The organism is Limnothrix sp. FACHB-881 (assembly GCF_014698135.1).
Taxonomy (GTDB): Bacteria; Cyanobacteriota; Cyanobacteriia; order CACIAM-69d; family CACIAM-69d; genus CACIAM-69d.
The window spans coordinates 124,285-148,332 of the sequence record NZ_JACJSN010000001.1; the positions used below are offsets into that span (position 1 = coordinate 124,285).

Below are 24,048 nucleotides of genomic sequence, written 5' to 3' on the forward strand. Positions count from 1 at the left end.
TTGGGGTGAATCACAACGGATGCTGCCATCGGAGCTATTAATTCATCGACGACGCGGTGAACAAATTATCCCGAAGCGCTTGCCTTTGGGCCCAGAGCACCTCAGCCAAGCCCAGGCCACAATCGCCCAATTTCAAGCGGCTGTGGGTCAGCCCAAATTGCAACTCGATCGCGCCTTGGCTGAACTAGAAGGCACTAGCCCAGATTTCAAAGTGCAGCGAGGATTTGCGCATTTGTTGGAATCGGGATTTTCGACCTTTGAAGTGGTCAGCCCGATCGAGCCGTTGGCCCTCCGTCAGCGGGTCTTTGCCTTGGCCAATGCTCAGCCTCCCAGCCGCGATCGCGCTGGGGCCGTTTGGGAACAGGTGGCCCGGGAGTTGTCCATGGAGGGCGATCGGGAAGTTTTGCCCTCGGAATTACAGCAATCTTTATATGCTGATTTGCCCCAAAACCGAATTTTGACGCAGTTTGATCCTCCCACCCCCGAAGCCCTGATTCATCGCTATAACCTGTCCCAAGTTCAGGGAATTTTCTATCGTGCAAGTCACCTAAAAATTGATGCCTATCGCAATGATCCCGGTGAGTATAAATTGCTCTTTCGCTATTTAAAACTCTTTCAGTTAATGACCTATATTGAAGGCGATGAAGATACGGGATTTACGATTAGTGTGGATGGGCCCGCCAGTTTGTTCAAAGCCAGCACGCGCTATGGTTTATCGCTGGCAAAGGCGATCCCGGCCCTGTTGCATGTGACGAAATGGCGGGCAATGGCCACCTTGCAGGATCCCGATCCCCTCACCCGATCGCCCCAAGAACGGTTCTACGAACTGACGGCAGATTGCGGCTTAGTCAGTCACTATCCAGCCGGTAAACCCTTTGACAGCTTAATTGAAGAATCTTTTGCCAAGCGCTGGAAAAGCACCAAAACCGATTGGAAGCTGGAACGCGAAGTGAACCTGATTCCCATTCCTGGCAGCGTGGCCATTCCGGATTTTCGGTTGGTGCATCCCGATGGGCGATCGTGGATCTTAGAAATTGTGGGCTATTGGCGACCGGACTATCTGCGCAAAAAGTTTGCCCAGGTGATCAAGGCCGATCGCCCCGATTGGGTTTTGGCCATTTCCGAGCGCTTAAACCTAGAAAAGGCGGGTCTCGATGCACGCCAACTACCCGCCAAGGTGATTTGGTTCAAGGATCGGTTGGCTCCCAAGGCGGTTTTGGAGGCGATCGGGGAAACCGATCCCTAGGGGCAAAAACGCCGATCGCCTAGGGGCTGTTGAGGAAGATGCCCAGCGCACCATGCACTCGGGCTGCGCTGCGGGACGGGCGATCGACAATCCGCCCACCCACAACCAACGTGGTGGAACTGCCGCCATCGAGGTTCACCCCGTTCACAATCCCCATTTGCCGCATTAATTGCGCCATTTCCGAGAGCGACGGGCCGCGACCGCCCACGCGATTTTGCACAGCCACCACCAACAACCGACCATCAGCCGTTTGTCCAAAGCCACTGCGTGCCGCCAACTCCACAATGAAGGCATCGCTGAAGCCTTCGCGTTTGGCATCCAAGACAATTTGCCCGTTTTGCAGCATCAAAGGGCCAGCGGCAACAATCTGGGGTAAGCCGTCAAAGCCGCTAGGGTTGCTGCTGCTTTGTAACCGCACAGTGGTTCCCACAGGCAGGGCCGCCGCCACGCTGGAGAGCGATCGCGCCACGAGCAGATAGCCATTGGCCGGAATCGGAAAATTGCTGCTGCCGGCCGGGCCCCCCGTGAGCTGTTGCGCCACCCGATCGCCCTGCACCAAAATGCCTAATTCCCCATCGCTGAGGGTTTTGTAGCTGCTGCCCCAATCGCTGGTGTAGCGAGCGATGCCCCCTTGGATGTAGCCACTGTTGAGGGTGGTGAGCGTCCAATTTTGGCTGCCAGCGCTGATTTGCTCCCGCAGTTGCAGGCGATCGAACAAAAATTGCCCCGCATCATTCCAACCCACGGCCCCACGACCCAAGATCGGCCCCGACAGCCACCGGCCATCGCGCCGCAGGGCCCCCAAGGGCAGTTGGGTGTTGCGGTTGAAGTAACCGCCATTGATACCAGCGGGCGCTTCCCACTGGCGGATGGTTTGCACAAGGGGGGCAATGCCCGTTTGGCCGGCCGCATTGGGCGGCAGGGGCCGCAGCCGCAGACCCGGTTGGCGCGGGTTTAGCTCCAGCCACTGCACCGGAAACCGGGCAGACCCAAGGCTGAGGTATTGTTGCCGCCAAGTGAGGCCATTGGCCCAGGCGATCGAGCGGCTAGGGAGCCAATCGGGCCGCAGATCAATCACCAGTCGATCGGGCTGCACCAGGGTGAACGCCCTGGGCCGCGATCCGCTGGGAATGGGAATCCGGATGATGGTGCGGTTTCCGGCGGCGGTGATGTCGAGGGTGCTGCTGTTGGGCGGCAGGGCCGATCGGGCATCGAGGGCCACGATCAGGGTGCTGCCGTCTTCTTCCAGTTGCACTGCCGTGGGCCGATCGAAGTCCAACACATAGCGCGGGCCCCAAGCCTGATTACCTTGGCGCAAGGCCCTGAGGGTGGAAACGGCGGCGGTGATGTCCAGGGTGCTACCGTTGGGCCGCAACTGCCACCCCCGATCGCGGGCCCAATCGGTAATGTCCAAATAGCGAAAAGCACCAATTTGCCGAGCCGCCAAGGTCACGGGCATGGGCGAAAACCACTGAATTGGCTGGCGATCGGGCGCATTGGTATCCAGCAAATCAGCCCCCACCAACTGGGCGATCGCCCCGTCGGATAGGCCAATGCGGGTTTGGCCGTTCTCGCTCCAGCGGGCCCAACTGGCCCAACTGTTGGGAATCGATCGGCCATTCACCGTGATTTGGGTGCTGGTTTCCGCCCCGGCCGCCACTTGGGCAATCACCGACAGCGGCAACAGGGAATCGGCCTCGCTCAAGGACTCGGAACCGGTGAATTCAGAACCGTTTGACACAGAACCGTTTGACACAGAACCCATCGATCCAAAATTTGCGGATTTTTCAGATGCTTTTGCTAATTCAGCGGCTAATTCAGAATTGTCAGAATTGGCGGACTCAGAACCCATGGGCCCGGATGCTGCACTGGGTAAGGCGATCGGTGCAACGGACTTCAGGCTAGCGGCTTGCATTCGGGGTTGGGGAGCCGTTTGGGCCAGGCCAGGCATTGCCCCCCACCCCAGGACGATCGCCCCACCCACGCCCAGCCACCAGCGGCCCGAGCCTGTTGAGTCGAATTGCTGACCCGATCGCCCATAGCCACGTCGGCTCGATCGACTTCGTGCTTGCTTGCTCTGCACCGTTGTCACCCCAATTCTTGCCATGACTGCAAATTACCGATCGCCAGTCCACTGATTGCCAATGATTGCTAATCGATCGATCCCGATCACCCGATCGCCCCGCACTGCTCGTCACATCCGTCAGCAATAAGCCATTGATTAGCCCACTGGAAAGCCCGCCGCCTCGATCGCCTCGCGGATCGTGCCTTCTGCCGACTGGGTTTCCACAATCACCTGCTTGGTGGCCGGATCGCCCTGCACCGTCGCTTGGGGATCCACTTCTTGCACCGCGCGGGTAATGGCCGCCGCACAGGAAGCACAGGCCATGCTAGGAACCGTAAATTGCAGTGTCATAGACTCTTGAAAATCTTAAAAATGACGTTGAAATGGCCTTGAAACCACATTGAACAATCACGCTCCAAGAGCGCGGCCGGGGCGCAAGCTAATTTCCAGACGCTTGGCCAAGCGGTACACTGGCAACCGTCGCCCAGCCTAGCATTATCGCCCTCGATCGCTCATGGATCTGCAACTGGTTCAGTTTCTAATTAACGGGGTCGCCGTCGGCTGCATCATTGCCCTTGCCTCCGTGGGTTTAACCCTCACCTACGGCATTTTGCGCTTGTCAAACTTCGCCCATGGGGACTTGATGACCCTCGGAGCCTATCTGGCTTGGGTCGCCAACAGCGCGGGGGTAAATATTTGGCTGGCGATCGCCCTCGGAGCCGTGGGAACCATTGGCGTGTCCCTGCTGAGCGAAGTGGCGATTTGGCAACCCATGCGCCAACGCCGGGCCAACTCCACCACCTTGATCATCATCTCGATCGGGGTGGCCTTGTTCCTTCGCAACGCGATCGTCCTGATTTGGGGCGGCAACAACCAAAACTATGACCTGCCGGTGGTTGCTGCCTTTGACCTGTGGGGGCTGAAGGTCAAGTTTTACAACATTGTGGTGGTAGGTTTGGCGGCCCTGGCGATCGCCGGTTTGCATTACCTCCTGCAAAACACCAAGGTCGGCAAGGCCATGCGGGCTGTGGCCGATGACGTGGACTTGGCACGGGTGACTGGCATCAACGTGGATTGGGTGGTGCTGTGGACTTGGATCATTGCCGCTGGCCTGACGGCTTTGGGTGGCGGCATGTATGGGCTGCTAACGGCCGTGCGCCCCAACATGGGCTGGTTTTTGATTGTGCCGATGTTTGCCTCGGTAATTTTGGGCGGCATTGGCAATCCCTACGGGGCGATCGTGGGTGGCCTGGCGATCGGGATTGCCCAGGAAGTCAGCACCTATTGGCTGCCCACGGAATACAAGATGGCTGTGGCCTTGGTGATGATGGTTTTGGTGCTGCTGGTGCGGCCGCAAGGTCTGTTTCGGGGCACAACTTAAAAGTGGCAGCCTGAGAAATCAAGACAAACTCGAAAAAACCAACTCAAAACGACCAGCTCAAAACGACCAACTCAAAACGACCAACTCAAAACGACCAGCTCAAAACCACAAACTCGAAAAACAAGATCCACAGGCCACTATTGCGAATTGATCAGCCAGCTTGCGAGGCATCGGTAACCGTTGAATAACCCCGATCCGGTTGATCAACCCCCCACCCGCTGACGGCCGTTTCGGCGGTTTGAAGCATCACAGCGGCGCAGGGATACGGAAAAACAGTAGCGGTTGCTACATCAACCTTGACGAATTCCGTTCGCAATTGCCGTTATTTAACCCGCTCGCCTGGAAATTCTCCTGAAACTGGCCCCACTGACTGGAAGCAGTAGATCAGCCAGCCAGGAGGGGATTTCATGCTTGCTCAAGCCACACCGCCAGGGTTACCAGATACCCAACCAACGGATGTTTTGTTGGGGCAAATTGAAGCGGAACTAACGCGCAGTTTGGTTTATCAGCAGGCGATCGCCTCCTTGCAGGATTTGTTGGGTGAATCGGCGGAGGCGGCGCGGCGAGCGTTGGTGACGGTGGGCCGAGAGGCGGCGCGGCTTGCTTTGCACCGCAGCCAGTCGATGGCTGTGCCGATCGCCCTGCAAGAGCCAATGACCCCGGCCGCTGGTTTAGCGATCGCCCGCCAACAGGCCGGGGCGATTGGTCTTTGGCCGGATCCCGCTATGGTTCCGGCTCCCACTGACAACCCTTTTGATTTGCCTGAGTTGTTGATGAACGTGTTTGAAGGAACTTGGGCCACGCCGGATTACCAGAACACCGCTACCCAGCAGCCGATCATTGATGCCACACCCCGGGGTAAAGCGCCCCGGAAGGCAGGGTTAAACGGGTCAAGGCTAAATGATGCAGATTTGAGCGATTCAGGGCCGAATCATTCAGGGCCGAATCACTCGGGACTGAATCATTCACCGCTCAACGATGCAGCGCCCAGACCCTTGAGCAGTCCCCTGAGCAATCCCCGATCGGTCGTCGCCATTACCCTACCGGAGATGGATCCAATGGATTGGGATGAGAGTTTGCGGGCCATGGGTCGCACCTTGGCCGAGGTTCGGCAACAGTTGGGCTTCAACTTGGAACAAATCCATGTGCGCACCCACATTCCTTTGCGCCATTTACAGGCGATCGAGTCCGGTGACCTGAGCCGCTTACCGGAGCAGATTTATGTGCGTGGTTTTGTGCAGCGGATGGCGGAAGCGTTGGGTCTGGATGGCAAGGCATTGGCGGCCGCGTTGCCCCGCACGGAATCGGTGGCGGTGGTTCCCGATTGGTCGCAGCGCGATCGCAGCACCAACCCTGCTTTGGAACTGAAGCCTTGGCATCTCTACGCGGGCTATGGGGTGATGGTGGCCAGTGGGTTGGCTTGGGTTTCCCATGCGGCTCCTGGTGCCAGCTCGCAACCGCTCAAGCCGGTGATTCTCGATCGCGAAGCGGTGGTGTCTCCGCCCACCAAGGCCGACCAGCCCCAGTCGGCTCCCGCCACCGAGGCCGAAACCCTGGATTCTTTCATTGCTCCGCCGGAAGCCACGCGCTAGGGCCTGTCGTCATTTCCTAGGATCAGGCGGAAACGATTGATTTTCCATGTCCCAGTCGTCGTAACAAGGGGCTTGAGCATCTTGTCCCCCACGATCTACTAACGGTGGAATCAAGGTTTCAGGCGATTTGACGACACGCGCTAGGCCCAAGGCTGCTTGATGGGGCGAAATTTTGGGTGCAATCTTAGGCGAATTCGGCATGGTGGAGCGGTTGCGCTGCTCTGGCCCTGGGCGATCGCCTTGAAATTAGCCATCTTTAGCCATCCGTTGATTAGCCCTTAAACTGGCGATCGTTGCGTTTGGCTTCCCCTATGATGGCTTCGATCGCCCCATCCCCCGCCCAGTTGGCAGCATTTGACCAGGCCTTGGAACGGGCTTTGGCCGGTGCGTTGTTGTCGCCCTCTGAAGGGTTGGTGTTGCTGGAAACGGCCTATCAATCCAAGGATTCGGCCCCGCGCGATCGACTGCGATCGGTGGCAGATCAGCTTCGGCAACGGCAAGCGGGCGAAACAGTCACTTACGTGATTAACCGAAATATTAATTTCACCAATATCTGCGAGCAGCATTGCAATTTCTGTGCGTTTCGGCGGGATGCGGATCAGGCGGGGGCCTATTGGCTTGATCGGGCGCAAATTTTGGAAAAAGCCGCCGACGCAGTGGCCCGGGGAGCCACAGAAATTTGTATGCAAGGGGGACTGAACCCCGAGGCGAAATATCAGGGGCGATCGCTGGATTACTACTTGCAACTGGTGCGATCGATTAAAGACACCTTTCCCCAACTGCACCTGCACGCCTTTTCGCCCCAAGAAGTGCAGTTCATTGCCCGAGAAGATGGCCTGTCCTTTGCGGCTGTGATTGGGGCCCTGCGCGATGCGGGAGTGGGGTCAATGCCCGGCACGGCGGCGGAGGTGTTGGTGGATTCGGTGCGACGGATTTTGTGCCCGGAAAAAATCAACAGTGCCACTTGGTTGGAGATTGTGGAAACGGCCCATCGCCTGGGATTGCCCACCACCAGCACCCTGCTCTCGGGTCACATTGAAACCCCCGCTGAACAAATCGCCCACTTGGAACACCTGCGATTGCTCCAGCAACGATCGCGCGATCGGGGCGATCGGGGCATCACGGAGTTTATTCTGCTGCCCTTTGTGGGCCAGGATGCACCACCGGCCTTGCGGCGACGGGTGGGCCGCGATCAACCGATTCTGATCGATGCCCTGATTTTGATGGCCGTGGCGCGGCTATACCTGGGCCCGGTGATTGCCAACCACCAGCCCAGTTGGGTGAAGTTGGGTCTGGCGGGGGCCACCGAAGCCTTGCGCTGGGGTTGCAATGATTTGGGCGGAACCCTGATGGAAGAGCACATCACCACCATGGCCGGAGCCACGGGCGGGACTTGCCAAAGCCCGGAGGATTTGCGTGGGGCGATCGCTGCCTTGGGCCGACCGGCTCGCCAACGGGACACCCTCTATGAGGCGATCGACGGCCCAATCAATGGGGCAACTGACCCAGCCATCGACAGGGCGATCGATCCTTCCCGATCGGCCGCATAATGATCCGGCTGTTGCGATCGCCCGCACCCCCATGGACTATCCCGATGCAATGCCCGCCGACTTGGCCCCCGACGCGATCGAGCCGGTGGCCCGCCCGCCCCTAACCACCGAGGATTTGGAGCCACCCACGGATCTGAGTTTGCAGTTGCCGGATCCGGAAGACGACAAAATCAGCTTCAGCGATTTCCAAATCCAAATTGACAATGCCTGGCGCGTTTGCGATCGCTTCGACCTGCAAACGGATATTTGGCGGGGACGGATTTTGCGGATTGTGCGCGATCGGGAAAAACGCAGCGGTGATGGCCGGGGCACGGGCTTCCTGAACTGGCTGAAGGATCGTGAAATCAGCAAAAGTCAAGCTTATAGCCTGATTGAGCTGGCCGACAGCGCCGATCGACTGATGGATCAAGACGCGCTGGAACCGGAAACCCTTCGCCACTTCAGCAAGCGTGCCTTTGTGGCCACGGCCAAAGCCCCCGCCGAAGTGCAACACATGGTGGTGGCCGCGGCTCATCAGGGCGATCGAATCGCCACCAACACCGTTCGTCGCCTCACCGATGAGTGGCAGGCCGCCACCTCCGAGCTGCTGCCCGAAAACATTCGCATCAAAGCCGCCGAGCATTCCCTGCCGGCCCGCTACCTTGCGCCCCTGGTGCGGGAAATGGAAAAGCTACCCGAGGTGCATCAGGTGGCCCTGCGCGAGGAAATTGAAGACCAACCGGATAAGGAAACGGTGAAACAGGCCACGGCCCAAGCGAAATTTTTGGCGCGATATTTGGATGCGGCCACGCGAGTTGCGGCACTCGATCGCCCGGAACTGGATCTCGAACAGGCCCTGGAAGAAGCCCTGCGGCTCGGTAGCTTGAATTTGGCGGCGGACTTGGTGAACCAAGCGGCCCAACTGGAACAGGCGATCGCCAAAACCTACAGCAGTTGGAAACGGGTGCGCGACCTGGCCGATCGGCTCTGGGTGGATAGCGGAGCCAGCACCCCCCACCTCCGCAACCTGATTAGCTGTCTGGGAACTCTTTCCAGCGAGCAAGTCAGCGTTCCCCTGGCCGGTGGGGGCGATCGGGTCGTGCGCTTGCAAGTGCTAGAAGAAGCCGAAGTTGGAGCCGAAGTCGAACCATTCCCAGCGCCATAAACCAGTTCCCAAGGAATATCAAAAGCCCGGGCAAGATGATTGGGTTTTTGAATTAAATTCGCCAATTTGATGGATCAGGTGAATTTTTAGAACCGATCCAGAAATTTGGAGAAAATCACCCCTCCTATTGTCGAAAAACGCCCAAAAACCGACAAAAACGCCCATCACCGTCAATCGTTAGAATCACGCAGGATCCGTGAGGATCCATCGCTAGGCAATTACTAAGCCGCATGTCAAAATCGCGATGATGGTTGACGGCGGCACAGTACTTAGCGCAGACGGTGACACGGGCTATGGCAACGAAACGGACGAACGTGAAGACGGCGTTAGGGCGAATTGCGATCGCCCAGGGCCTGGGATCTCTGCTCTGGTCGGGGGGGCTGTGGGGGCCGATCGCACCGGGTTGGGCGATCGAGCCGGAAGCCGCCCAAACGCCCCAACGACTGGCCCAACTCCCCCCCGACACCCGCCCGGTTCCCGACCTCAACCGCGATCGGTTTCCCCAAACGGGCCCAGACCCGCTGCAACCCCTGCCGGACGATCGCCCCGCGATCGACTCGCCCAACCCGATTACGCCACCCCAGCCCTTGGATCCCAATGCGCCCCGCTTTTTGGTGAAGCGAATTGTGGTGGAAGGCAGCACCTGGCTCTCGGCCGCCGAACTGGCCGCCCTGACCCAACCCAGCGAGGGCCGCGAACTCACCCTCAGTGAACTGCAATCCCTGGCCGACCGCATCACCCAGCGCTATTTGGACGCGGGCTATCTCACCTCCCGTGCCTACGTGCCCGAACAGACGATCGGCCCCGATGGGATTGCCAAAATCGCCGTTATTGAGGGCTACCTCTCGGATATTCGGATCGAAGGGACCCAGCGCCTGAGTCAAAACTACCTGCGATCGCGCATTCAACTGGGAGCCGGTCGCCCCCTCAACGCCGCCCACCTGGAAGACCAACTGCGGCTGCTGAAGGCGAATCCACTGCTAGGGACGATCGAGGCCAGCTTGCGAGCCGGCAACGATCCTGGCGAAAGCGTCCTCACCGTCCGAGTCACCGAAGCCAAAGCCTTGCGCGGCAGCATCAGCACCGACAACTACTCACCCCCCAGCATTGGCTCCGAACGCGGCATCCTTGCCCTGCAATATCGCAACTTGACGGGCATTGGCGATGAAGCCAGCTTCAGCTACAGCCACACCTGGCAAGACGGAGCCGACGTGTTGGATTTTGGCTATCGTCTGCCCGTGAACCCCATGGAAGGCACGATCCAGTTTCGGTTCTCGCCCAACTGGAACGAAATTGTGCAGCCCCAGTTTGCGGAATTGGGAATTCGCGGCAAATCCCAGCTCTATGAAGTGACTTACCGCCAGCCCCTCATGCGATCGCCCCGCGAAGAATTTGCCCTTTCCCTAGGATTCAGTCACCAGCGCGGCCAAACCTTCCTGTTTGATGACGTGGGCTTTCCCTTTGGCATTGGCCCCGACGAAGACGGCCGCAGCATCACCAGCGTGTTGCGGTTTGGGCAAGATTACCTGCGCCGCGACCCCAATGGGGCCTGGTTGTTGCGATCGCAGTTCAACCTAGGAACCGGCCTGTTTGATGCCACCACCAACGGCGGCGACGACCCCGACGGGCAGTTTTTTAGCTGGAATGGCACGGTTCAGCGAATTCAGCGCCTGAATCCCACCCATCTGTTGATTCTGCAAGCGGATGTGCAATTGGCCTTTGATGAACTATTAGCCTCGCAGCAGTTTGTGATCGGTGGGGGGCAGTCCGTGCGCGGGTTCCGCCAAAACGTGCGATCGGGCGATAGCGGCTTTCGACTGTCCGTGGAAGATCGCATTACCCTGCTGCGCGACTCCTCCGGCGCACCCACCCTCACCTTGGCTCCCTTCATTGATGCGGGATATGTTTGGAACCACGGCAACAACCCCAACCCCACCCCAGATCAGCGGTTTCTGGTCGGTGCGGGAGCGGGACTGTTGTGGGAACCCTTCACGGATTTTCTGGTGCGTTTAGATTACGGTCTGCCGTTAGTGGATTTGGACGATCGCGGTTCCAATGCTCAAGATTCCGGAGTCTATTTCAGCGTCACCTACCGGTTCTAAATCGTGCTTGTGCCATGTTTCCTGTGAGTGTGATGGGGTTTGCTGCTGAAAACAATTCCCCGCCTGATCGACTGATCGGGCGGGGATGCAATAAGCTGGAAACTTAAAAAAAAGGGACAGGCAAAACCAACGACCAGCACCCTGCAAAAGGGTCGCGCAACATTACAGGTCGATCGGGGCCACCACTTCCACCAACTCCGCTTCTAACCGCAGGGATCCCGAGGGCATCTCTTCCACCTCAGCCCGCTGCTGGCGAGCACTCCAGGCAATCAACCCCGGCAAAACCAAGCACAGCACGCCGCTACCAATGCCGCACAGCGTAGCAATCGTCACTCCGCTATCCATAGCAACCCCTCCTGGCTTTGTATTGAGATTTGTATTGAAAACGAATTGGCTATGTTCGGTTCTGTTTTCAGGGAACCGATGCCCAAAAGTCGGGTCAAGCGGGGTCAAATTGAGAGCTTAGACCTGAACTTCATTGTCGCTAAATTTCTGATCAAAACTGAAGTCTTTGGCGATTCAAAAAAGCTGTTTTGTGTATAAATTCCGCTAATGGTTGATCCCAATTAATTCCAATTGTTAATCAAAAAGTTCATAATTCTTTAAGATTTGATACCCGTTTTGGAGCCAAAATTCTCAGATCTTTTTAAGACATTCCAAAAGAAAGAAACTTATGCCATCAGTCTTTGGGGGGATTGCTGGGCTGAGGGCGATCGACTCTGCCGAAGTAGGGAAGGGGGCGATCGATCCGGGCGAGCATCGAAAAACTCCCGTTCATCACCTCAAAAATTGTCACAACACTTATTCCTAGCCGCAGGAGCACCCCAAACAAGAGGCTGACCCCCCTTGCTCGCAAGATTTCGCAACGGTAGAACCAGAGTTTGGAGGATCCGAGAACAGGCTCTCCGCCCCAGACCGCAGGCTCAAACGCAGCCCCAGATCGACGACTGAAACAAACCCTAGGACAGTTGCGTCATTGGCTTCAGCAGTTACCGAGCAAAATCGCCCAAAATGCCGGTTTTTGCCCGCTAAACGTTGGGTCAGGCTGTGGCGTTCATGGAAGCGGCTAATCGTCCGCATCATGCCCAACTCAACTCGCGACAATCATCACTAGCTTTCATCACTCGCTCATCACTCGCTTTGATGCCTTGCTTCCATGCCTCCGCAGGCTGTCTTTGGGTCGCCTGGCCCTTGGATGACAGTCGGCGGGTGGCGGCGCTTGGGTGACGATATGTAGATGAAGGTGCGATCAGTCCTCGATCGACTTCCCGATCGGGTGTTTGCCACCGCCCATTGCCGTCCTTCGTTTAGTTTTCCCTATCACCAGGAGTTGAATCATGCCTACCGTCACTGTTGCCGGGACGATCAATGCCGTTGATGCCAATAACAGCGGTCTCTATCCTTTACGCACTGTGCCCTTTGGGGAATACACGATCACAGGATTGACGGCAGGCAGCACCCAAATTGTCGCCTCGGCCAATGCCAGCACCCTCGATCCCTACCTGCAAGTTTTTAAGAAAAGCGGCACAACCTTGACCCTGGTGGCCGATAACTACGACTCTTCGCCCACCAACAAAAATTCCTTAGTGCAATTTGCCGCCGAAGCGGGAACTCAGTACGTGGTGCGCATTGCCCGCAGCAGCGCCGACGCTGGAGGGTTCAACCTACAAGTGACCAATGATGCCAGCGCCGTGATTGCGGGGCCCACGGCCGCCGGGACGGCCGATCTGTCGGTGGGTGACATCACGAGTCAATCCTTCGCGTTCCCTTCCTTCCCCACGGTGGCGGAACTGGCCTCGCCCAATGGCATTCCTAGCGGCCCTTCCACAGGGCGCGATGGTCTGTCGGGGTTGCCCCTGTTTTACCTGTCTGACGATGCGGACAACACCAACTTGGGTGTGCGGGTCGAAACTAAGGGCTTTTTCGTGGTGGGTCTGAATGGCAACGACACCATCACTGGCTCCTCGGAGAATGATTTCTTCAACGGCAACCGGGGTAATGATGTGTTGCTGGGTGGGGATGGCATTGATCAAATTCGGGGCGGCAAAGACTCCGACAGCATTGATGGCGGCGCTGGCAACGAAATTATTCTCAACGGCAACGATGGCAACGATTTAGTGCGGGGCGGCGAAGGCAATGACACGGTGAATGGTGGCCGCAACTCCGATTTACTGTTTGGGGACAATGGGGACGATCAACTGTCGGGCGATTTTGGCCAGGATATTTTGACCGGGGGCGCGGGGGCTGATTCCTTTGTGCTGCGGGCCGATCGCGACACCACGGCGGGCTTGTCCAACACGGCAACCAGTGCCAACAGCGCCGATATTGTGGCGGATTTTGTGCTGGGAACAGACAAGATTCGGCTGAACACGAGCGATAGCCTGACGCTGGAGAAGCTGAGTTTTGAGTTTGTGGCGATTAATGTGTCCACGGAGATCACCGGGGCCCTCACAACGGGGGTGAAAACGGGCACAGCCATCAAGGTGAATGACCCAACTTCGGCGGTGAATGGTCAGTATTTGGGTGTGGTGCTGGGAGTGTTGCCGGGGGCGCTGAATCAGTCGGCTAACTTTACGGTTGGTTAGGGGTTGGGGTGCTGGGTTGATGGGTTTCCTTCTGACCCGCTACACCTGATCCGCTGCACCTGATCCTTTGTGCCTCGGCCTTAAAAAGGGGATGAACCTGTGATCAGTTCATCCCCAATTACGTTTGGATTAGTCAAGTTTGTTCAGTCAAACTTGCACCATTTCGGTTGTGTTGATTCGGCCGCGCTTGCTCATCACCCACGATTGATCTGTGATCCGGCGAAGAGCAGCGGTCGATCGCCAACCCTAGCCAGACTAAGGAGTCGTGGTGGGGCTGGGGCTAGCAGCGGGGCTAGCGGCGGGGCTGGCAGCAGGGCTAGCTTCGGGGCTAGCAGCGGGGCTAGCAGCGGGGCTGGCTTCGGGGCTAGCAGCGGGGCTGGCTTCGGGGCTAGCAGGGGCTTCACCGCCGCCACCACCGCAAGCGGTTGCCAGACCGGCAACCAAGCTTGCAGCCACAACACCACGGGCAACGCGGGAAACCAAAGTCTTCAGGGTAGATTTCATGTTTGTTGTCACTCCTCAACAGCACAAAATGGGGTAGTCAAATGAACCCGACTGTCATCTTAAACGATGCGATCGGGAATCCGGGTAATTTGGCGGAGATCAGATTCCTGAGGATTCTATGACAACCGCCGCAATGGAGGTCGTGACCGCTCTCCATTGGGTTTTGGTCACGTTAACCCAGCGTTAACCAAGAAACCTAACGCTGATTCTAGATCGACCTGTCGCTTTTGGTACGACAAGCGGGGCATTCTCGTGCAATGGTAGTTCGATTTTGCACTTTTCCTCAGCAATCGGTTGTAATTCGCCTAGCGCTGTGGGCCTGCGGTGGCGGAAACGCCTGACGTGGCAACCGATGCAGCCCCTCGGGGCCAGTTCAAGACGCGGTTGAGCTTGCCGCTCACGAGTCCTTCCAAGTCCAGGCAAACATACAAAAACCCCAGTTCTTGGAAATCTTGGACTAGTTTGGGCAGGTCGATCGCCCCCACAAAGTCCTTAATCAGCGCTGGCGGCAGTTCAATGCGGGCTGTGTCGCCCTCCGAGCGCACCCGCAAATCGCGATAGCCCAACTGTCGGAGATAGCGTTCGGCTCGACCCACCCGCTGCAATTTTTCGAGGGTGATGGTTTCGCCGTAGGGAAAGCGGGAACTCAGGCAGGGTTGGGCCGGTTTGTCCCACCAGGGCAAGGCTAATTGCTTCGAGAGTTCGCGCACTTCGAGCTTGCTGATCCCCAGCTCGGCCAGGGGCGATCGCGCACCTCGTTCCTTGGCGGCCTGGATCCCCGGTCGGTAGTCCCGGAGATCATCCGCATTCACCCCATCCACCACGTAGGGATAACCCCGGGCGATCGCGATCGGCTTCAAGGTGTCGTGTAGTTCGCTCTTGCAGAAATAGCAGCGATTGGTGGGGTTAGCGGCGTAGTTGGGGTTATTTAGTTCATGGGTTTGCACAATTTCATGGGCAATGCCGATGGCCGCCGCTTGGGCTTGGGCCTCCAGCAAGTCATCGGGCAGCAGGGAAGGGGACTCGGCGGTGATGGCCACTGCGCGATCGCCCAGCACATCAAAGGCCACCTTTGCGACGAGGGTGCTGTCAATGCCACCGGAGTAGGCAATGAGGGCGCGATCCATCTCTTGAAACAACGATCGAAGGCGATCCAGTTTGGCGGTGATCGTCATTTACCCATGCTCCATGGAACTTGCGAGAGAACTAGTTTAAAAGTTCCGTCGCGGCCTTTCCCAGCTATGCACACCCAATCTTGGATGCTTTGGGGTGATAGGGGCCTGGGTGGGTTCAGGATGACTTCAGCCACAGGGCATCATCAGCCACGGAGCACTATCAGCCACGGGGCGTTATTTGAAAAAGCCCGTGAACGTGTAGCCCACACCCAACAGGAGGGCCACATCGGTGTTGTCGTCTAAGAAGGCGGCGGCCACTCGCCCGGTGGCTGTCCAGCGGTAGCTGAGGGGGACATCAATGCCGCCCGTGAGCGCGAAGCCCACGTCTGTGTCATCGCCGAATAGGTCACTGATGGCTAAGCCGCCACCCACGAAGGGCACGATCGAGATGTCGCCCGTTTCCTGATTGCGAATGGGAAAATCGGCGGTTAGGGCAATCACCGAAGTGCCACCATTGCCCAAAATGCTGGCGTTGTGTAGGGAAAGGTTTTCGCTGAAAGCCGTTTTGCTCAGAAGGGCAAAGCCGCCTTCACCCAGGGCGCTGGAATCGTCATCGCCGCTCAGGCCGATCGCCCCACCAATACCGATGTAGCTAAATTTGCTGCTGGTGCGGCGGCCATTGGCGGCGCGATCGGGCTGTTGAGCAAGCTGACCATCGAAATGCGAGTCGGTTTCCAAAGCAGCAGGAGCAACGGCGAGGGTGGGTACTGCTTCCTGCAACCGATTGGCCTGAGTGGACGGCGCACCGAATTGATCAAGGGCGATCGGCTGGCGGCTGTCTTGCTCGGTGGCGGGCAAGTCTGCCGCCAATTCCGTCAGCTCAGCAGCGGGGGTTGCTTGGGCCGGTTGGCCAACGGCTCCTAACCCGATCGTGAACGCCAGGGCCAAGCCAGCCCGTAGGGGATCCAACATCAAAGGCATGGTCTACACTCCTCCACAATCAACGGCAACAGACGACAAGGCAAGCAACTCAAGGTGAGCAACTCAAGATCAGCAACTGTTGAGCAGCCCATCATGGAGACTTGTTGGGCGATGGGTTGAGCCGCTTGCCCGATCGTGATGGGTTGAACCGTGGGCGATGGGTTGCCAGCGGTCAAAACCGGGTTCCCCAGGTCTCAACAGGTCTCCATGGATGTGGGCTGAGGGGTCAGTCCCTCCAGTTGCCGCGATTATAGGAATTGCCCTTGAGCGCACCATGGGGTGAGTGCCAGCCCCCCATCTGGGCTAAGGGGGTTGGGCCAGTTGCCCGGCAGACTATGCCACCCATGAAAGGTTCTGAACTGAGGACTCTAAATTTGCAGTACCCCCTCTGGCCGAACAGTCAACAGGGTGCGGCGTTGTAATCCTTCCTCATGACAAATTTCATTGGCTGCCAGCAGGCCACTGCTGATAGCCCGTTCCATCAGACCGCAAGGGAAGGGCATTTTCACCCAATCGCCCGCAAACATGAGGTTGCTTGCGCCCGATCGCGTGGCAGGGCGTTGGGAATAACTGCCGGGGGGGAAGCCAGAGAAATTCTTTTGGTTCACCAGCTCGCGATGCAAAATTGTGGCTCCTTTGAGGGCCGGCACCAACTCGTATAGCTCCTGCTCAAAGGTGGTGAGCAGGGCTTCTTGGGTGGGGAATTCGGCTTCTTTGTAGCAGTAAGCATGGAGTTCAACCACGCTGCCCCCTGTGCGATCGGCCCAGGCTTTGTAGTCCTCTTGGATTTTGTGATAGCGGGTGATGCTGTCTGTTAGGCGGTAGCCCGAGAGGGAGGTGAACTCGCTTTGATCCCAATCAAAGTCGCGATCGAACCAGATGCGAGCCACCGCAAAGGGATCCGCCACGGTGAGCTGGGCCACTTGCGATCGGGTGGGTTCAGCCACGTCTCCTTCGGCAATGTCAAACAGATGGCGAATGCCTTTCACATCCGCTGCAAACACGAAATAGTCCGCTTCCACCACCTGGCTCGGAGTCCGATCGACCGCTGCGGCCGCCAATTGCACCCGATCGCCCGATCGCTGCTCCACGTTGTAGCGAGCTAGGGGCTTGGTGGCGGGCCCCTGAAGCACCTTGCCCTCGCGATCGAACCGGGCCCCATGGCAAGGACATTGGAACGTGCCGTCTGCCTGGGGAGCCACCGTACAGCCCTGGTGCGTGCAGGTTAACGACAGCGCCGATCCCTCCGCCACCGCATAGACCTCATCGCCGCCCCCAAAATATTCCGGGCGATTCGCCAGCGGTTGAGCTGTGACCGGCTGCTCGGTGGCCGCAACCTCCTGGGTTTCTGGGCGCTGGGAAGTGGCTTGGGCACTGGCTTCGTTCAGCGAACTGTGGCGATCGACCCAGAACGGAACTGGAATGGCGGATCCCGTTTGGCGATAGCTCAGGGATGTGATTTGTTGATCCTGCCACGCCACCTGATCGACCTGAGCATTGGCGATGACTTTGCCCCCGTTGGCCTCGATCGCCCGCATCATCGGCTCTACCAACGTGCGGCCCATGTCCTGCTTTGTGCCGTTAAAGGCCAGCCCCTCCGGATTGCCAAAGAAATAGAAATGGAAAAACTGCATTAACTCGCCCGCACTCAGCACATCTGGCGAGTTGAGCGTGGATTTGCCAAAGGGTAGGAAATACAGGTCATATAGTCCCTTGGGGAAGTCATTGGCCGCCCAGTCTGTCACGGCGATCGCATCGAGTTCCTCGTAGGTCTTCGTGGGTTCAAATCCCGTAATGGCCCGAAACACGGCCCAATGGGCAGGGCTGGTGAGATTTAAGCCCCAACGAAACCGATTCGGCGAAGAAATGGCCAAATCGACAATATTCCAAGGGAAGGATGAATGGGTGGGGCGAAACACTTCCGGCGCGTAGGTTTCATCCTTGTAGAGCACTGAGTAGCGCTCCAGGGACAGAAAATCCTGACGGATATTCATTTCTTCCGTCAGGGCCCACAGGTTGTAGTACTGCGGGAAAAAGCCATGGAACCCATGCTCCATCATCAGCGATTCACCATTGACCGTGATGGGCCAACTGGCGATTTTGCCGCCCAAGTGGGGCGATCGCTCCAGTAATGTCACCGCAAATCCGCGTCGGCTCAATTCATAGGCCGCTGCCAAGCCCGCCAAGCCACCACCGACCACAGCCACCCGCTTAGGGCGATCGTCCGGTAACCGCGTTGGCAATGTCAGGCGATCGGGTTGATATTGACTAGGCTCCGGCTTCATGAACCGTGAGTAGCCGAGGGCGCTGCCCACCGCACCCACACCAAGCAACTGCAAAGCTGTGCGACGCGAAAACGTTGATGCAGGATCCATTGATGCCGAGTCCGTTGATCCAGAATCCGCAGAATTCGGCTGGGGAAAAAGAGTCATGGGGAAAGGAAGACAGTAAACGGCACAAGTTACGGCACAAATTCCTGAACTTGCTCTTGAACTTGTTCAGGAACCGGTTTCCGAGTTGCCAACAGGGCCAAGTGGTGCAGCGGGCGCTTGGTGCTCCCTCTTTGCAGCCACTCGCGAATCCTAGCCTACGATTGTGCCGAATTCCCTGAGGTTCTGCCACCTACATCAGGTCTTGGGATCATGTGGTGGCCGTCCCTGGGCGATCGCCCCAGCCCCGGGCAATGATCAATCAATGACCAATCAATGACCAAATTAATGACCAAATTAATGACCAATCCAGGATCAGCACCGATTCAGCACCGATGTCGATCTGCTGTGGATCTGCCAATTTCAGCGCTCTTGATCTTGTACCAAAGCGGGATTCTACAAATTGCCAAAAATCGCCAAAATCGACGCTTATTCAGTATTTTTGCTGAAAATCTTGAATTCTGCGCCAAGCGATCGATCTTCCTTCCCCAAGACAGACCCGGTAACTTTAATTGAAGACCTCAACTCAACCTTGGGTTCGAGATCACTTCAAAACCACTACGGGGTGAAATCAAAAATATGGCGCTTCTGACTGCATCCGAAATTCAAGACCGTTTGACCGCTCTGCCCAACTGGACGCTAGAGGGAAGCACCATCGTTTGTCGTCGTCGGTTTGCGGACTTCATCACAGCGATCGCCTTTGTTAATCAGCTTGTGGAACCCGCCGAAGCGGCCAACCACCATCCAGATTTGGAAATCAGCTATAACAAAGTGACGATCACCCTCAGCACCCATGATGAAGGGGGCTTGACGGCTAAGGATTTTGATCTGGCTGCCAAGATTGATCAGTTAGGCTAATCAGTTAGGCTAAGAGGATGTTTGAAAAGTATTTCTTGGCACAGGTCAAATAATAATCGTCGTCGTAACAAGGGGCTTAAGCCCCTTGTCTCCCACGATCCACCAACGGTGAAATCAGGGTTTCAGGCGATTGGACGACAGGCCCTAAGCCCCTTGTCGTTGTCGGTTGGCAAGACCCACAAGGTAGCCATTTAAGCTTTTCAGCCATCCTCTTAAGGATCAACGGAGCAAGGACAAACTGCCGAGGCTAACCCGGCGAGAGGCTGAAGACAGGAGAATTGGGAAAAAATTGTCTGAAATTGCCTATTTCTCCAATTCATCGAATCCTGTTTTGCTGCAATTCTCATGTTTTACTGCAATTCTCATTCTCATGTTTTACTGCAATTCTCATATTGATGATCTGCTGATGATCTGCACTTCACTTCAGACTTGATTGCCAAATCGTTGAGCAGTGCCAGTCCTGTCATTCGTCATTCTTTGATGCATTATTCCTACGATCTTGGTAAGTGTGTTTAACTGCAAGGCTTGACTGCAAGGTTGGATTGCAGATTGATGACCAGTCTCTGAGGGGGTTTTGCATCGTTTTCAACAACTAAGCTTCCCTTCCCACCCTGTTATGCTATCGAGCGAATCGGTGAATTCAGTTTCTATCTGGGGCGAACGGGATTTCTTACAGGAAGCAGCCAGCCAAGCTTCTTTGGTGGAAGAGTTGCTGGCGATCGCCACGGCCCTGTCGGCGGTTAGCGACCTGGATGAATTGTTGGCGCTGATTCTCACCACTTGCCGAGAGCTGACTTGGAGTGATGCGGGCAGTGTCTATTTGATCGATCGCAGTGATGACACGCCCAAGCTGATTTTCAAAGTTGCCCAAAATGCCTCGCAGCCCAATGCCTCGTTTCGGGAATTCGCCATGCCCCTGGCCCGACGCAGCTTGGCGGGCTATGTGGCGCTCACGGGGAAAAGTCTGAGCATTCCCGATGCTTACTGTTTGCCAGCGGAGGTTCCCTACCAGTTCAATCACAACTTCGATAGCGGCTTTTCCTACCGAACCCGATCGGTGATTGTGGTGCCCATGCAAAACCTCAATGGCGAAACGATCGGGGTGTTGCAGTTGATTAATCGCAAAATTGATCCCCGCGCGATCGTGGATCCCTGGAATGCGATGGAGGTGACCCGTCCCTATACGGAATGGGAAGAGCGCGTGGTGCAGGCCCTGGCCAGTTTGGCGGCCATTTCGATCGAGCGCAGCAATCTACAGGAAAGTATCGAAGCTCTCTTTGAGGGGTTTGTGCGGGCGGCGGTTCAGGCGATCGAGTCTCGAGATCCTTGCACCTCCGGCCATTCGGAGCGGGTGGCCACCTTGGCAGTGCGCCTGTGCGAAGTGGTGAACGAAATCCACACGGGGCCCTTGGCGGCCACCTACTTCACCCCTCGGCAAATTCAAGAAATTCGCTACGCCAGTCTGTTGCACGACTTTGGTAAGGTCTGTGTGCCCGAAGCGGTGTTGGTGAAACAGAAAAAGCTTTATCCCGATCAGCTTGAGGTGATTCGCCACCGGTTTGCCCTGGCTCGGCGGACGCTGGAGCTGGATTGTTTGCAGGTGAAGTATCGCTATTGGGTTGAGCACCCGGAATTGTTAACGGCTTATCAAAGCCGATCGTTGGTTCCTGAGTCTCCGAATGGGGTTTCTAGTCCTGGGGTTTCTAGTCCTGGGGGTTCTAAGCTGGCGGAGTCGAACGGCCATGGGCTAGCGGCCGCCAAGGTGCCCCCAGCCATGGCCCCCCAGACCCCTCATAAAACGATGGTCAATGCGGTGGCGGTGAACCCGCTCGATCGCCTGGACTCGGAGCTAACGGCGGCCTTGGATGAATTGGATCAGTATTGGACATTACTCCTAGAAGCCAATGAGCCGCAGGTGCTGGAAGCGGAACCGCTGGCCCAGCTTCAGGAATTGGCGAGTTACACCTATCGCGATGTGGATGGGCAACAAAAACCCCTGGTGACGGCGGCGGAAATTGAGCAGCTCACCGTTCCCCGAGGCACGTTGACCAGTGCGGAACGAAATGCGATTCAGTCCCATGTGACCCACACGTATCAATTTCTAAAGCGCATTCCCTGGACGAGCTATCTGCGTCAAGTGCCAGAAATTGCCTATGGCCACCACGAAAAGCTGGACGGCTCGGGTTACCCCCGGGGACTGCAAGCGGGTGAAATTCCGATTCAAACGCGCATCATGTCGATCGCGGATGTTTATGATGCATTGACGGCGGCCGATCGCCCCTACAAGCGGGCAATTTCCACCAGTTCTGCCCTCACGATCCTGCGGCAAGAGGCCCAAATTAACCGGCTGGATTCGGTACTGGTGAGCCTGTTTGAGGAAAAAGCGGTTTACCAGGCGATCGGCCATGCACTCGACCATCAATTGCTCCGGCCCCAGTCGGCGCTAGACGGCCCGTTCTGGAGCTGAAAGGGCCTGAAAACCCGCCCAGCCTCCGCAAAAGATTTTTTGAAAACTTTAAAAACTTCGGAAAGTCTTGCGATCGCCCGCCCACAAACCGATTGGGATTTTCGGCAGCGGTCACTAATTTTCAGTGGTACTCTATAAAGGTGATATGGAAAAATCGGCCCGAGTCGCCTTGCTGCGATTTTTCAGACCATCTTCCAGACAGGTGTGAGGATAGGAGAGCGTAATGTCAAAGTTGATTTGGAAAGCCCTGCTGGCTAGCCCGGCGATCCTGGGCGCTGCGGTTGTGGCAGCCTCGCCGGCTTCAGCCCAACAAGTTTCTTCAACCACCGTGCCGTCGGTGAGCGCTCTGGAAGCGACTGGCGACGGCTCGACCCTGAGCAACCTCGACCAGCTCAACCAGTATGGCCGCGAGGGCCGTGCTCGCCGCGCCAACAGCGCCGAGCAAGTGACCTCCGTGTCGCAACTGTCGGACGTGCAACCCACCGATTGGGCATTCCAAGCCCTGCAATCACTGGTTGAGCGCTACGGTTGCATCGCCGGTTATCCCGACGGAACCTACAAGGGCAACCGGGCCATGACTCGCTACGAGTTTGCGGCTGGTTTGAATGCTTGCCTCGATCGAATCCAAGAATTGCTCGTGACCAACGTGGCTGACTACGCCACCAAGGCCGATCTGGAAGTCCTGAAGAAATTGCAGGACATGTTCAAGACCGAGCTGGCTGCCCTGCGCGGTCGCGTAGACACCTTGGAAGGTCGGATTTCTTACCTGGAGAAAACCCAATTCTCCACCACCACCAAGCTGACCGGCGAAGCCATCATGATGCTGGCCGGCGCTACTTCGGCCAACCTGGATGATCTGGGTGATGCCTTCAGCGGCAACAACGGTGACGACAACCAAGTGGTGTTCCAAAACCGTGTTCGCCTGAACTTCAACACCAGCTTCAGCGGCAAAGACCTGTTGATCACCCGCTTGCAAGTGGGTAACTCCAAGGGCTTCAACGGCGTGGCTGGCGAAACCGTGTTGACCAACCAAGTGTTTGGCGACACCGGTAACCAGTTCACCTTGGATACGCTGCAATACCAATTCCCGATCGGGGAAAAGGGCCGCGGCTACCTGATGGCCAACGCGGGCGTGTGGGATGACATCTCCAACACCCTGAACCCCTACTTCGAAGACTACGACGGTGGTCGTGGTTCCCTGTCCACCTTCTCCCAACGCAGCCCCATCTACCGTCTGGGCGGTGGTGCTGGGATCGGCGTGAAGTACGACTTCAGCGAAAACTGGCAACTGTCGGCTGGTTACCTGGCCGGTGAAGCGGCTAACCCCCGCAGTGGCGACGGTGTGGGCGAAGGTGGTCTGTTCGACGGTCAATTCTCGGCCATGGCCCAGTTGACCTACACGAACGATGCCAAAACCTTTGGCTTGGGTCTGACCTATAACTACTCCTACTTTGGCGAAGGCGAGTTCGGCTTTGATAACGCCGGTTTCGTCAGCGGCTTCACGGGCACTCTGGCGGCCAACCTGTTGCCCCAACAGGATGCTGTAACCTCCAACTCGGTTGGTCTGCAAGGTTACTACCAATTCAGCCCCAAGGTGGCTCTGACCGGCTTCGTGGGCTACACGGGTGTTGACTCGAAGGGCGGCCGCTTCGATGATGCCGACATCTGGTACTACGCTTTGGGCTTGGCCCTGCCTGACCTCGGTAAGGAAGGGAACCTGGGTGGCATCTTCGTGGGTGCTCAACCCTACCTGACCAACATCGATGGCGATGATGTGGATACCGATATCCCGCTGCAAGTGGAAGTGTTCTACAAGTACGCGGTTAACGACTGGATCTCGATCACCCCGGGTGTGATCTGGCAGATGAACCCGAACCAAGACAACGACAACGATGATGTCGTGATTGGTACGCTGCGGACGACCTTCGTGTTCTAGAACGCTTTGCGCTGGCGCAACTGCTAGCGCTGTTGAGGCTGATGGTGAGTTTCCCTAAACCTACAATTTTTGATTGGATTTAGGGCGGCTCCC

18 protein-coding genes are annotated in these 24,048 nt (G+C 57.1%); 11 read left to right on the forward strand and 7 right to left on the reverse strand.

Annotated features, from left to right (window positions below; translation table 11 throughout):
- Positions 1 to 19 precede the first annotated feature (19 nt).
- Positions 20 to 1,246 carry a DUF790 family protein gene (locus tag H6G52_RS00520; protein WP_190525767.1) on the forward strand — a complete coding sequence of 409 codons (1,227 nt, stop codon included), beginning with the start codon at positions 20 to 22 and terminating at the stop codon, positions 1,244 to 1,246.
- A 19-nt stretch (positions 1,247 to 1,265) separates the two neighbouring features.
- Here the strand turns inward: H6G52_RS00520 and H6G52_RS00525 are convergent, their stop codons facing one another.
- Positions 1,266 to 3,353 carry a phosphodiester glycosidase family protein gene (locus H6G52_RS00525; protein WP_190525769.1) on the reverse strand — a complete coding sequence of 696 codons (2,088 nt, stop codon included), beginning with the start codon at positions 3,351 to 3,353 and terminating at the stop codon, positions 1,266 to 1,268.
- A 114-nt stretch (positions 3,354 to 3,467) separates the two neighbouring features.
- Positions 3,468 to 3,662: a heavy-metal-associated domain-containing protein gene (locus H6G52_RS00530; RefSeq protein WP_099531830.1), complete on the reverse strand. Its 195-nt coding sequence runs from the start codon at positions 3,660 to 3,662 to the stop codon at positions 3,468 to 3,470.
- A 163-nt stretch (positions 3,663 to 3,825) separates the two neighbouring features.
- Here H6G52_RS00530 and H6G52_RS00535 point away from each other — a divergent pair, with 163 nt between their 5' ends.
- The 5 genes from H6G52_RS00535 (at position 3,826) to H6G52_RS00555 (ending at position 11,080) form a co-directional block, all read left to right on the forward strand.
- A complete protein-coding gene (locus tag H6G52_RS00535; RefSeq protein ID WP_099531831.1) occupies positions 3,826 to 4,692 on the forward strand; it encodes a branched-chain amino acid ABC transporter permease in 867 nt (288 codons plus the stop codon).
- A gap of 407 nt (positions 4,693 to 5,099) precedes the next feature.
- Positions 5,100 to 6,284, forward strand: a complete 1,185-nt coding sequence (locus H6G52_RS00540) for a helix-turn-helix transcriptional regulator (RefSeq protein ID WP_190525771.1) — start codon at positions 5,100 to 5,102, stop codon at positions 6,282 to 6,284.
- A 311-nt stretch (positions 6,285 to 6,595) separates the two neighbouring features.
- Positions 6,596 to 7,834, forward strand: coding sequence for a 7,8-didemethyl-8-hydroxy-5-deazariboflavin synthase subunit CofH (gene cofH / locus H6G52_RS00545; protein ID WP_305068633.1), 1,239 nt, complete (start codon positions 6,596 to 6,598; stop codon positions 7,832 to 7,834).
- Between the two features lie 85 nt (positions 7,835 to 7,919).
- Positions 7,920 to 8,978 carry a hypothetical protein gene (locus tag H6G52_RS00550; RefSeq protein ID WP_190526176.1) on the forward strand — a complete coding sequence of 353 codons (1,059 nt, stop codon included), beginning with the start codon at positions 7,920 to 7,922 and terminating at the stop codon, positions 8,976 to 8,978.
- Between the two features lie 293 nt (positions 8,979 to 9,271).
- The gene (locus H6G52_RS00555) at positions 9,272 to 11,080 is read left to right on the forward strand and encodes a ShlB/FhaC/HecB family hemolysin secretion/activation protein (RefSeq protein WP_190525773.1); all 1,809 of its coding nucleotides are present in this window, start codon (positions 9,272 to 9,274) and stop codon (positions 11,078 to 11,080) included.
- Positions 11,081 to 11,242: 162 nt separating this feature from the next.
- Here the strand turns inward: H6G52_RS00555 and H6G52_RS00560 are convergent, their stop codons facing one another.
- Complete coding sequence (locus H6G52_RS00560; RefSeq protein ID WP_190354143.1) at positions 11,243 to 11,425, reverse strand: hypothetical protein; 183 nt, start codon at positions 11,423 to 11,425, stop codon at positions 11,243 to 11,245.
- An 892-nt stretch (positions 11,426 to 12,317) separates the two neighbouring features.
- Here H6G52_RS00560 and H6G52_RS00565 point away from each other — a divergent pair.
- Both H6G52_RS00565 and H6G52_RS00570 read left to right on the forward strand, forming a co-directional pair.
- Positions 12,318 to 12,458, forward strand: a complete 141-nt coding sequence (locus tag H6G52_RS00565; protein WP_190354144.1) for a hypothetical protein — start codon at positions 12,318 to 12,320, stop codon at positions 12,456 to 12,458.
- Positions 12,418 to 13,665: a calcium-binding protein gene (locus tag H6G52_RS00570; RefSeq protein ID WP_190525775.1), complete on the forward strand. Its 1,248-nt coding sequence runs from the start codon at positions 12,418 to 12,420 to the stop codon at positions 13,663 to 13,665. The genes H6G52_RS00565 and H6G52_RS00570 overlap by 41 nt, the downstream gene beginning before the upstream one ends.
- 255 nt (positions 13,666 to 13,920) lie before the next feature.
- Here the strand turns inward: H6G52_RS00570 and H6G52_RS00575 are convergent, their stop codons facing one another.
- The 4 genes from H6G52_RS00575 to H6G52_RS00590 form a co-directional block, all read right to left on the reverse strand.
- On the reverse strand, positions 13,921 to 14,169 hold the full coding sequence (locus tag H6G52_RS00575) for a hypothetical protein (protein WP_190354146.1): 249 nt from the start codon (positions 14,167 to 14,169) through the stop codon (positions 13,921 to 13,923).
- Positions 14,170 to 14,474: 305 nt separating this feature from the next.
- Complete coding sequence (gene larE, locus H6G52_RS00580; RefSeq protein WP_190525777.1) at positions 14,475 to 15,344, reverse strand: ATP-dependent sacrificial sulfur transferase LarE; 870 nt, start codon at positions 15,342 to 15,344, stop codon at positions 14,475 to 14,477.
- 174 nt (positions 15,345 to 15,518) lie between these two features.
- On the reverse strand, positions 15,519 to 16,265 hold the full coding sequence (locus tag H6G52_RS00585) for a hypothetical protein (RefSeq protein ID WP_190525779.1): 747 nt from the start codon (positions 16,263 to 16,265) through the stop codon (positions 15,519 to 15,521).
- Positions 16,266 to 16,633: 368 nt separating this feature from the next.
- Entirely contained in the window at positions 16,634 to 18,640 is a 2,007-nt protein-coding gene (locus H6G52_RS00590) for an FAD-dependent oxidoreductase (RefSeq protein WP_190525781.1), read from the reverse strand.
- 633 nt (positions 18,641 to 19,273) lie between these two features.
- On the opposite strand from H6G52_RS00590, the gene H6G52_RS00595 reads away from it, so the two are divergent.
- From H6G52_RS00595 to H6G52_RS00605, 3 genes are all read left to right on the forward strand, one after another.
- Positions 19,274 to 19,552: a 4a-hydroxytetrahydrobiopterin dehydratase gene (locus H6G52_RS00595; protein ID WP_190525784.1), complete on the forward strand. Its 279-nt coding sequence runs from the start codon at positions 19,274 to 19,276 to the stop codon at positions 19,550 to 19,552.
- A gap of 634 nt (positions 19,553 to 20,186) precedes the next feature.
- Positions 20,187 to 22,019: an HD domain-containing phosphohydrolase gene (locus H6G52_RS18400; protein WP_370567648.1), complete on the forward strand. Its 1,833-nt coding sequence runs from the start codon at positions 20,187 to 20,189 to the stop codon at positions 22,017 to 22,019.
- A gap of 223 nt (positions 22,020 to 22,242) precedes the next feature.
- Positions 22,243 to 23,955, forward strand: coding sequence for an iron uptake porin (locus H6G52_RS00605; protein ID WP_190525788.1), 1,713 nt, complete (start codon positions 22,243 to 22,245; stop codon positions 23,953 to 23,955).
- Positions 23,956 to 24,048: the final 93 nt, after the last annotated feature.

Coding starts and splice junctions, on each gene's coding strand:
- H6G52_RS00520 (WP_190525767.1), top strand. CDS start 20: ATGCTGCCATCGGAGCTATTAATTCATCGACGACGCGGTGAACAAATT.
- H6G52_RS00525 (WP_190525769.1), bottom strand. CDS start 3,353: ATGGCAAGAATTGGGGTGACAACGGTGCAGAGCAAGCAAGCACGAAGT.
- H6G52_RS00530 (WP_099531830.1), bottom strand. CDS start 3,662: ATGACACTGCAATTTACGGTTCCTAGCATGGCCTGTGCTTCCTGTGCG.
- H6G52_RS00535 (WP_099531831.1), top strand. CDS start 3,826: ATGGATCTGCAACTGGTTCAGTTTCTAATTAACGGGGTCGCCGTCGGC.
- H6G52_RS00540 (WP_190525771.1), top strand. CDS start 5,100: ATGCTTGCTCAAGCCACACCGCCAGGGTTACCAGATACCCAACCAACG.
- cofH (WP_305068633.1), top strand. CDS start 6,596: ATGATGGCTTCGATCGCCCCATCCCCCGCCCAGTTGGCAGCATTTGAC.
- H6G52_RS00555 (WP_190525773.1), top strand. CDS start 9,272: ATGGCAACGAAACGGACGAACGTGAAGACGGCGTTAGGGCGAATTGCG.
- H6G52_RS00560 (WP_190354143.1), bottom strand. CDS start 11,425: ATGGATAGCGGAGTGACGATTGCTACGCTGTGCGGCATTGGTAGCGGC.
- H6G52_RS00565 (WP_190354144.1), top strand. CDS start 12,318: ATGAAGGTGCGATCAGTCCTCGATCGACTTCCCGATCGGGTGTTTGCC.
- H6G52_RS00570 (WP_190525775.1), top strand. CDS start 12,418: ATGCCTACCGTCACTGTTGCCGGGACGATCAATGCCGTTGATGCCAAT.
- H6G52_RS00575 (WP_190354146.1), bottom strand. CDS start 14,169: ATGAAATCTACCCTGAAGACTTTGGTTTCCCGCGTTGCCCGTGGTGTT.
- larE (WP_190525777.1), bottom strand. CDS start 15,344: ATGACGATCACCGCCAAACTGGATCGCCTTCGATCGTTGTTTCAAGAG.
- H6G52_RS00585 (WP_190525779.1), bottom strand. CDS start 16,265: ATGCCTTTGATGTTGGATCCCCTACGGGCTGGCTTGGCCCTGGCGTTC.
- H6G52_RS00590 (WP_190525781.1), bottom strand. CDS start 18,640: ATGGATCCTGCATCAACGTTTTCGCGTCGCACAGCTTTGCAGTTGCTT.
- H6G52_RS00595 (WP_190525784.1), top strand. CDS start 19,274: ATGGCGCTTCTGACTGCATCCGAAATTCAAGACCGTTTGACCGCTCTG.
- H6G52_RS00605 (WP_190525788.1), top strand. CDS start 22,243: ATGTCAAAGTTGATTTGGAAAGCCCTGCTGGCTAGCCCGGCGATCCTG.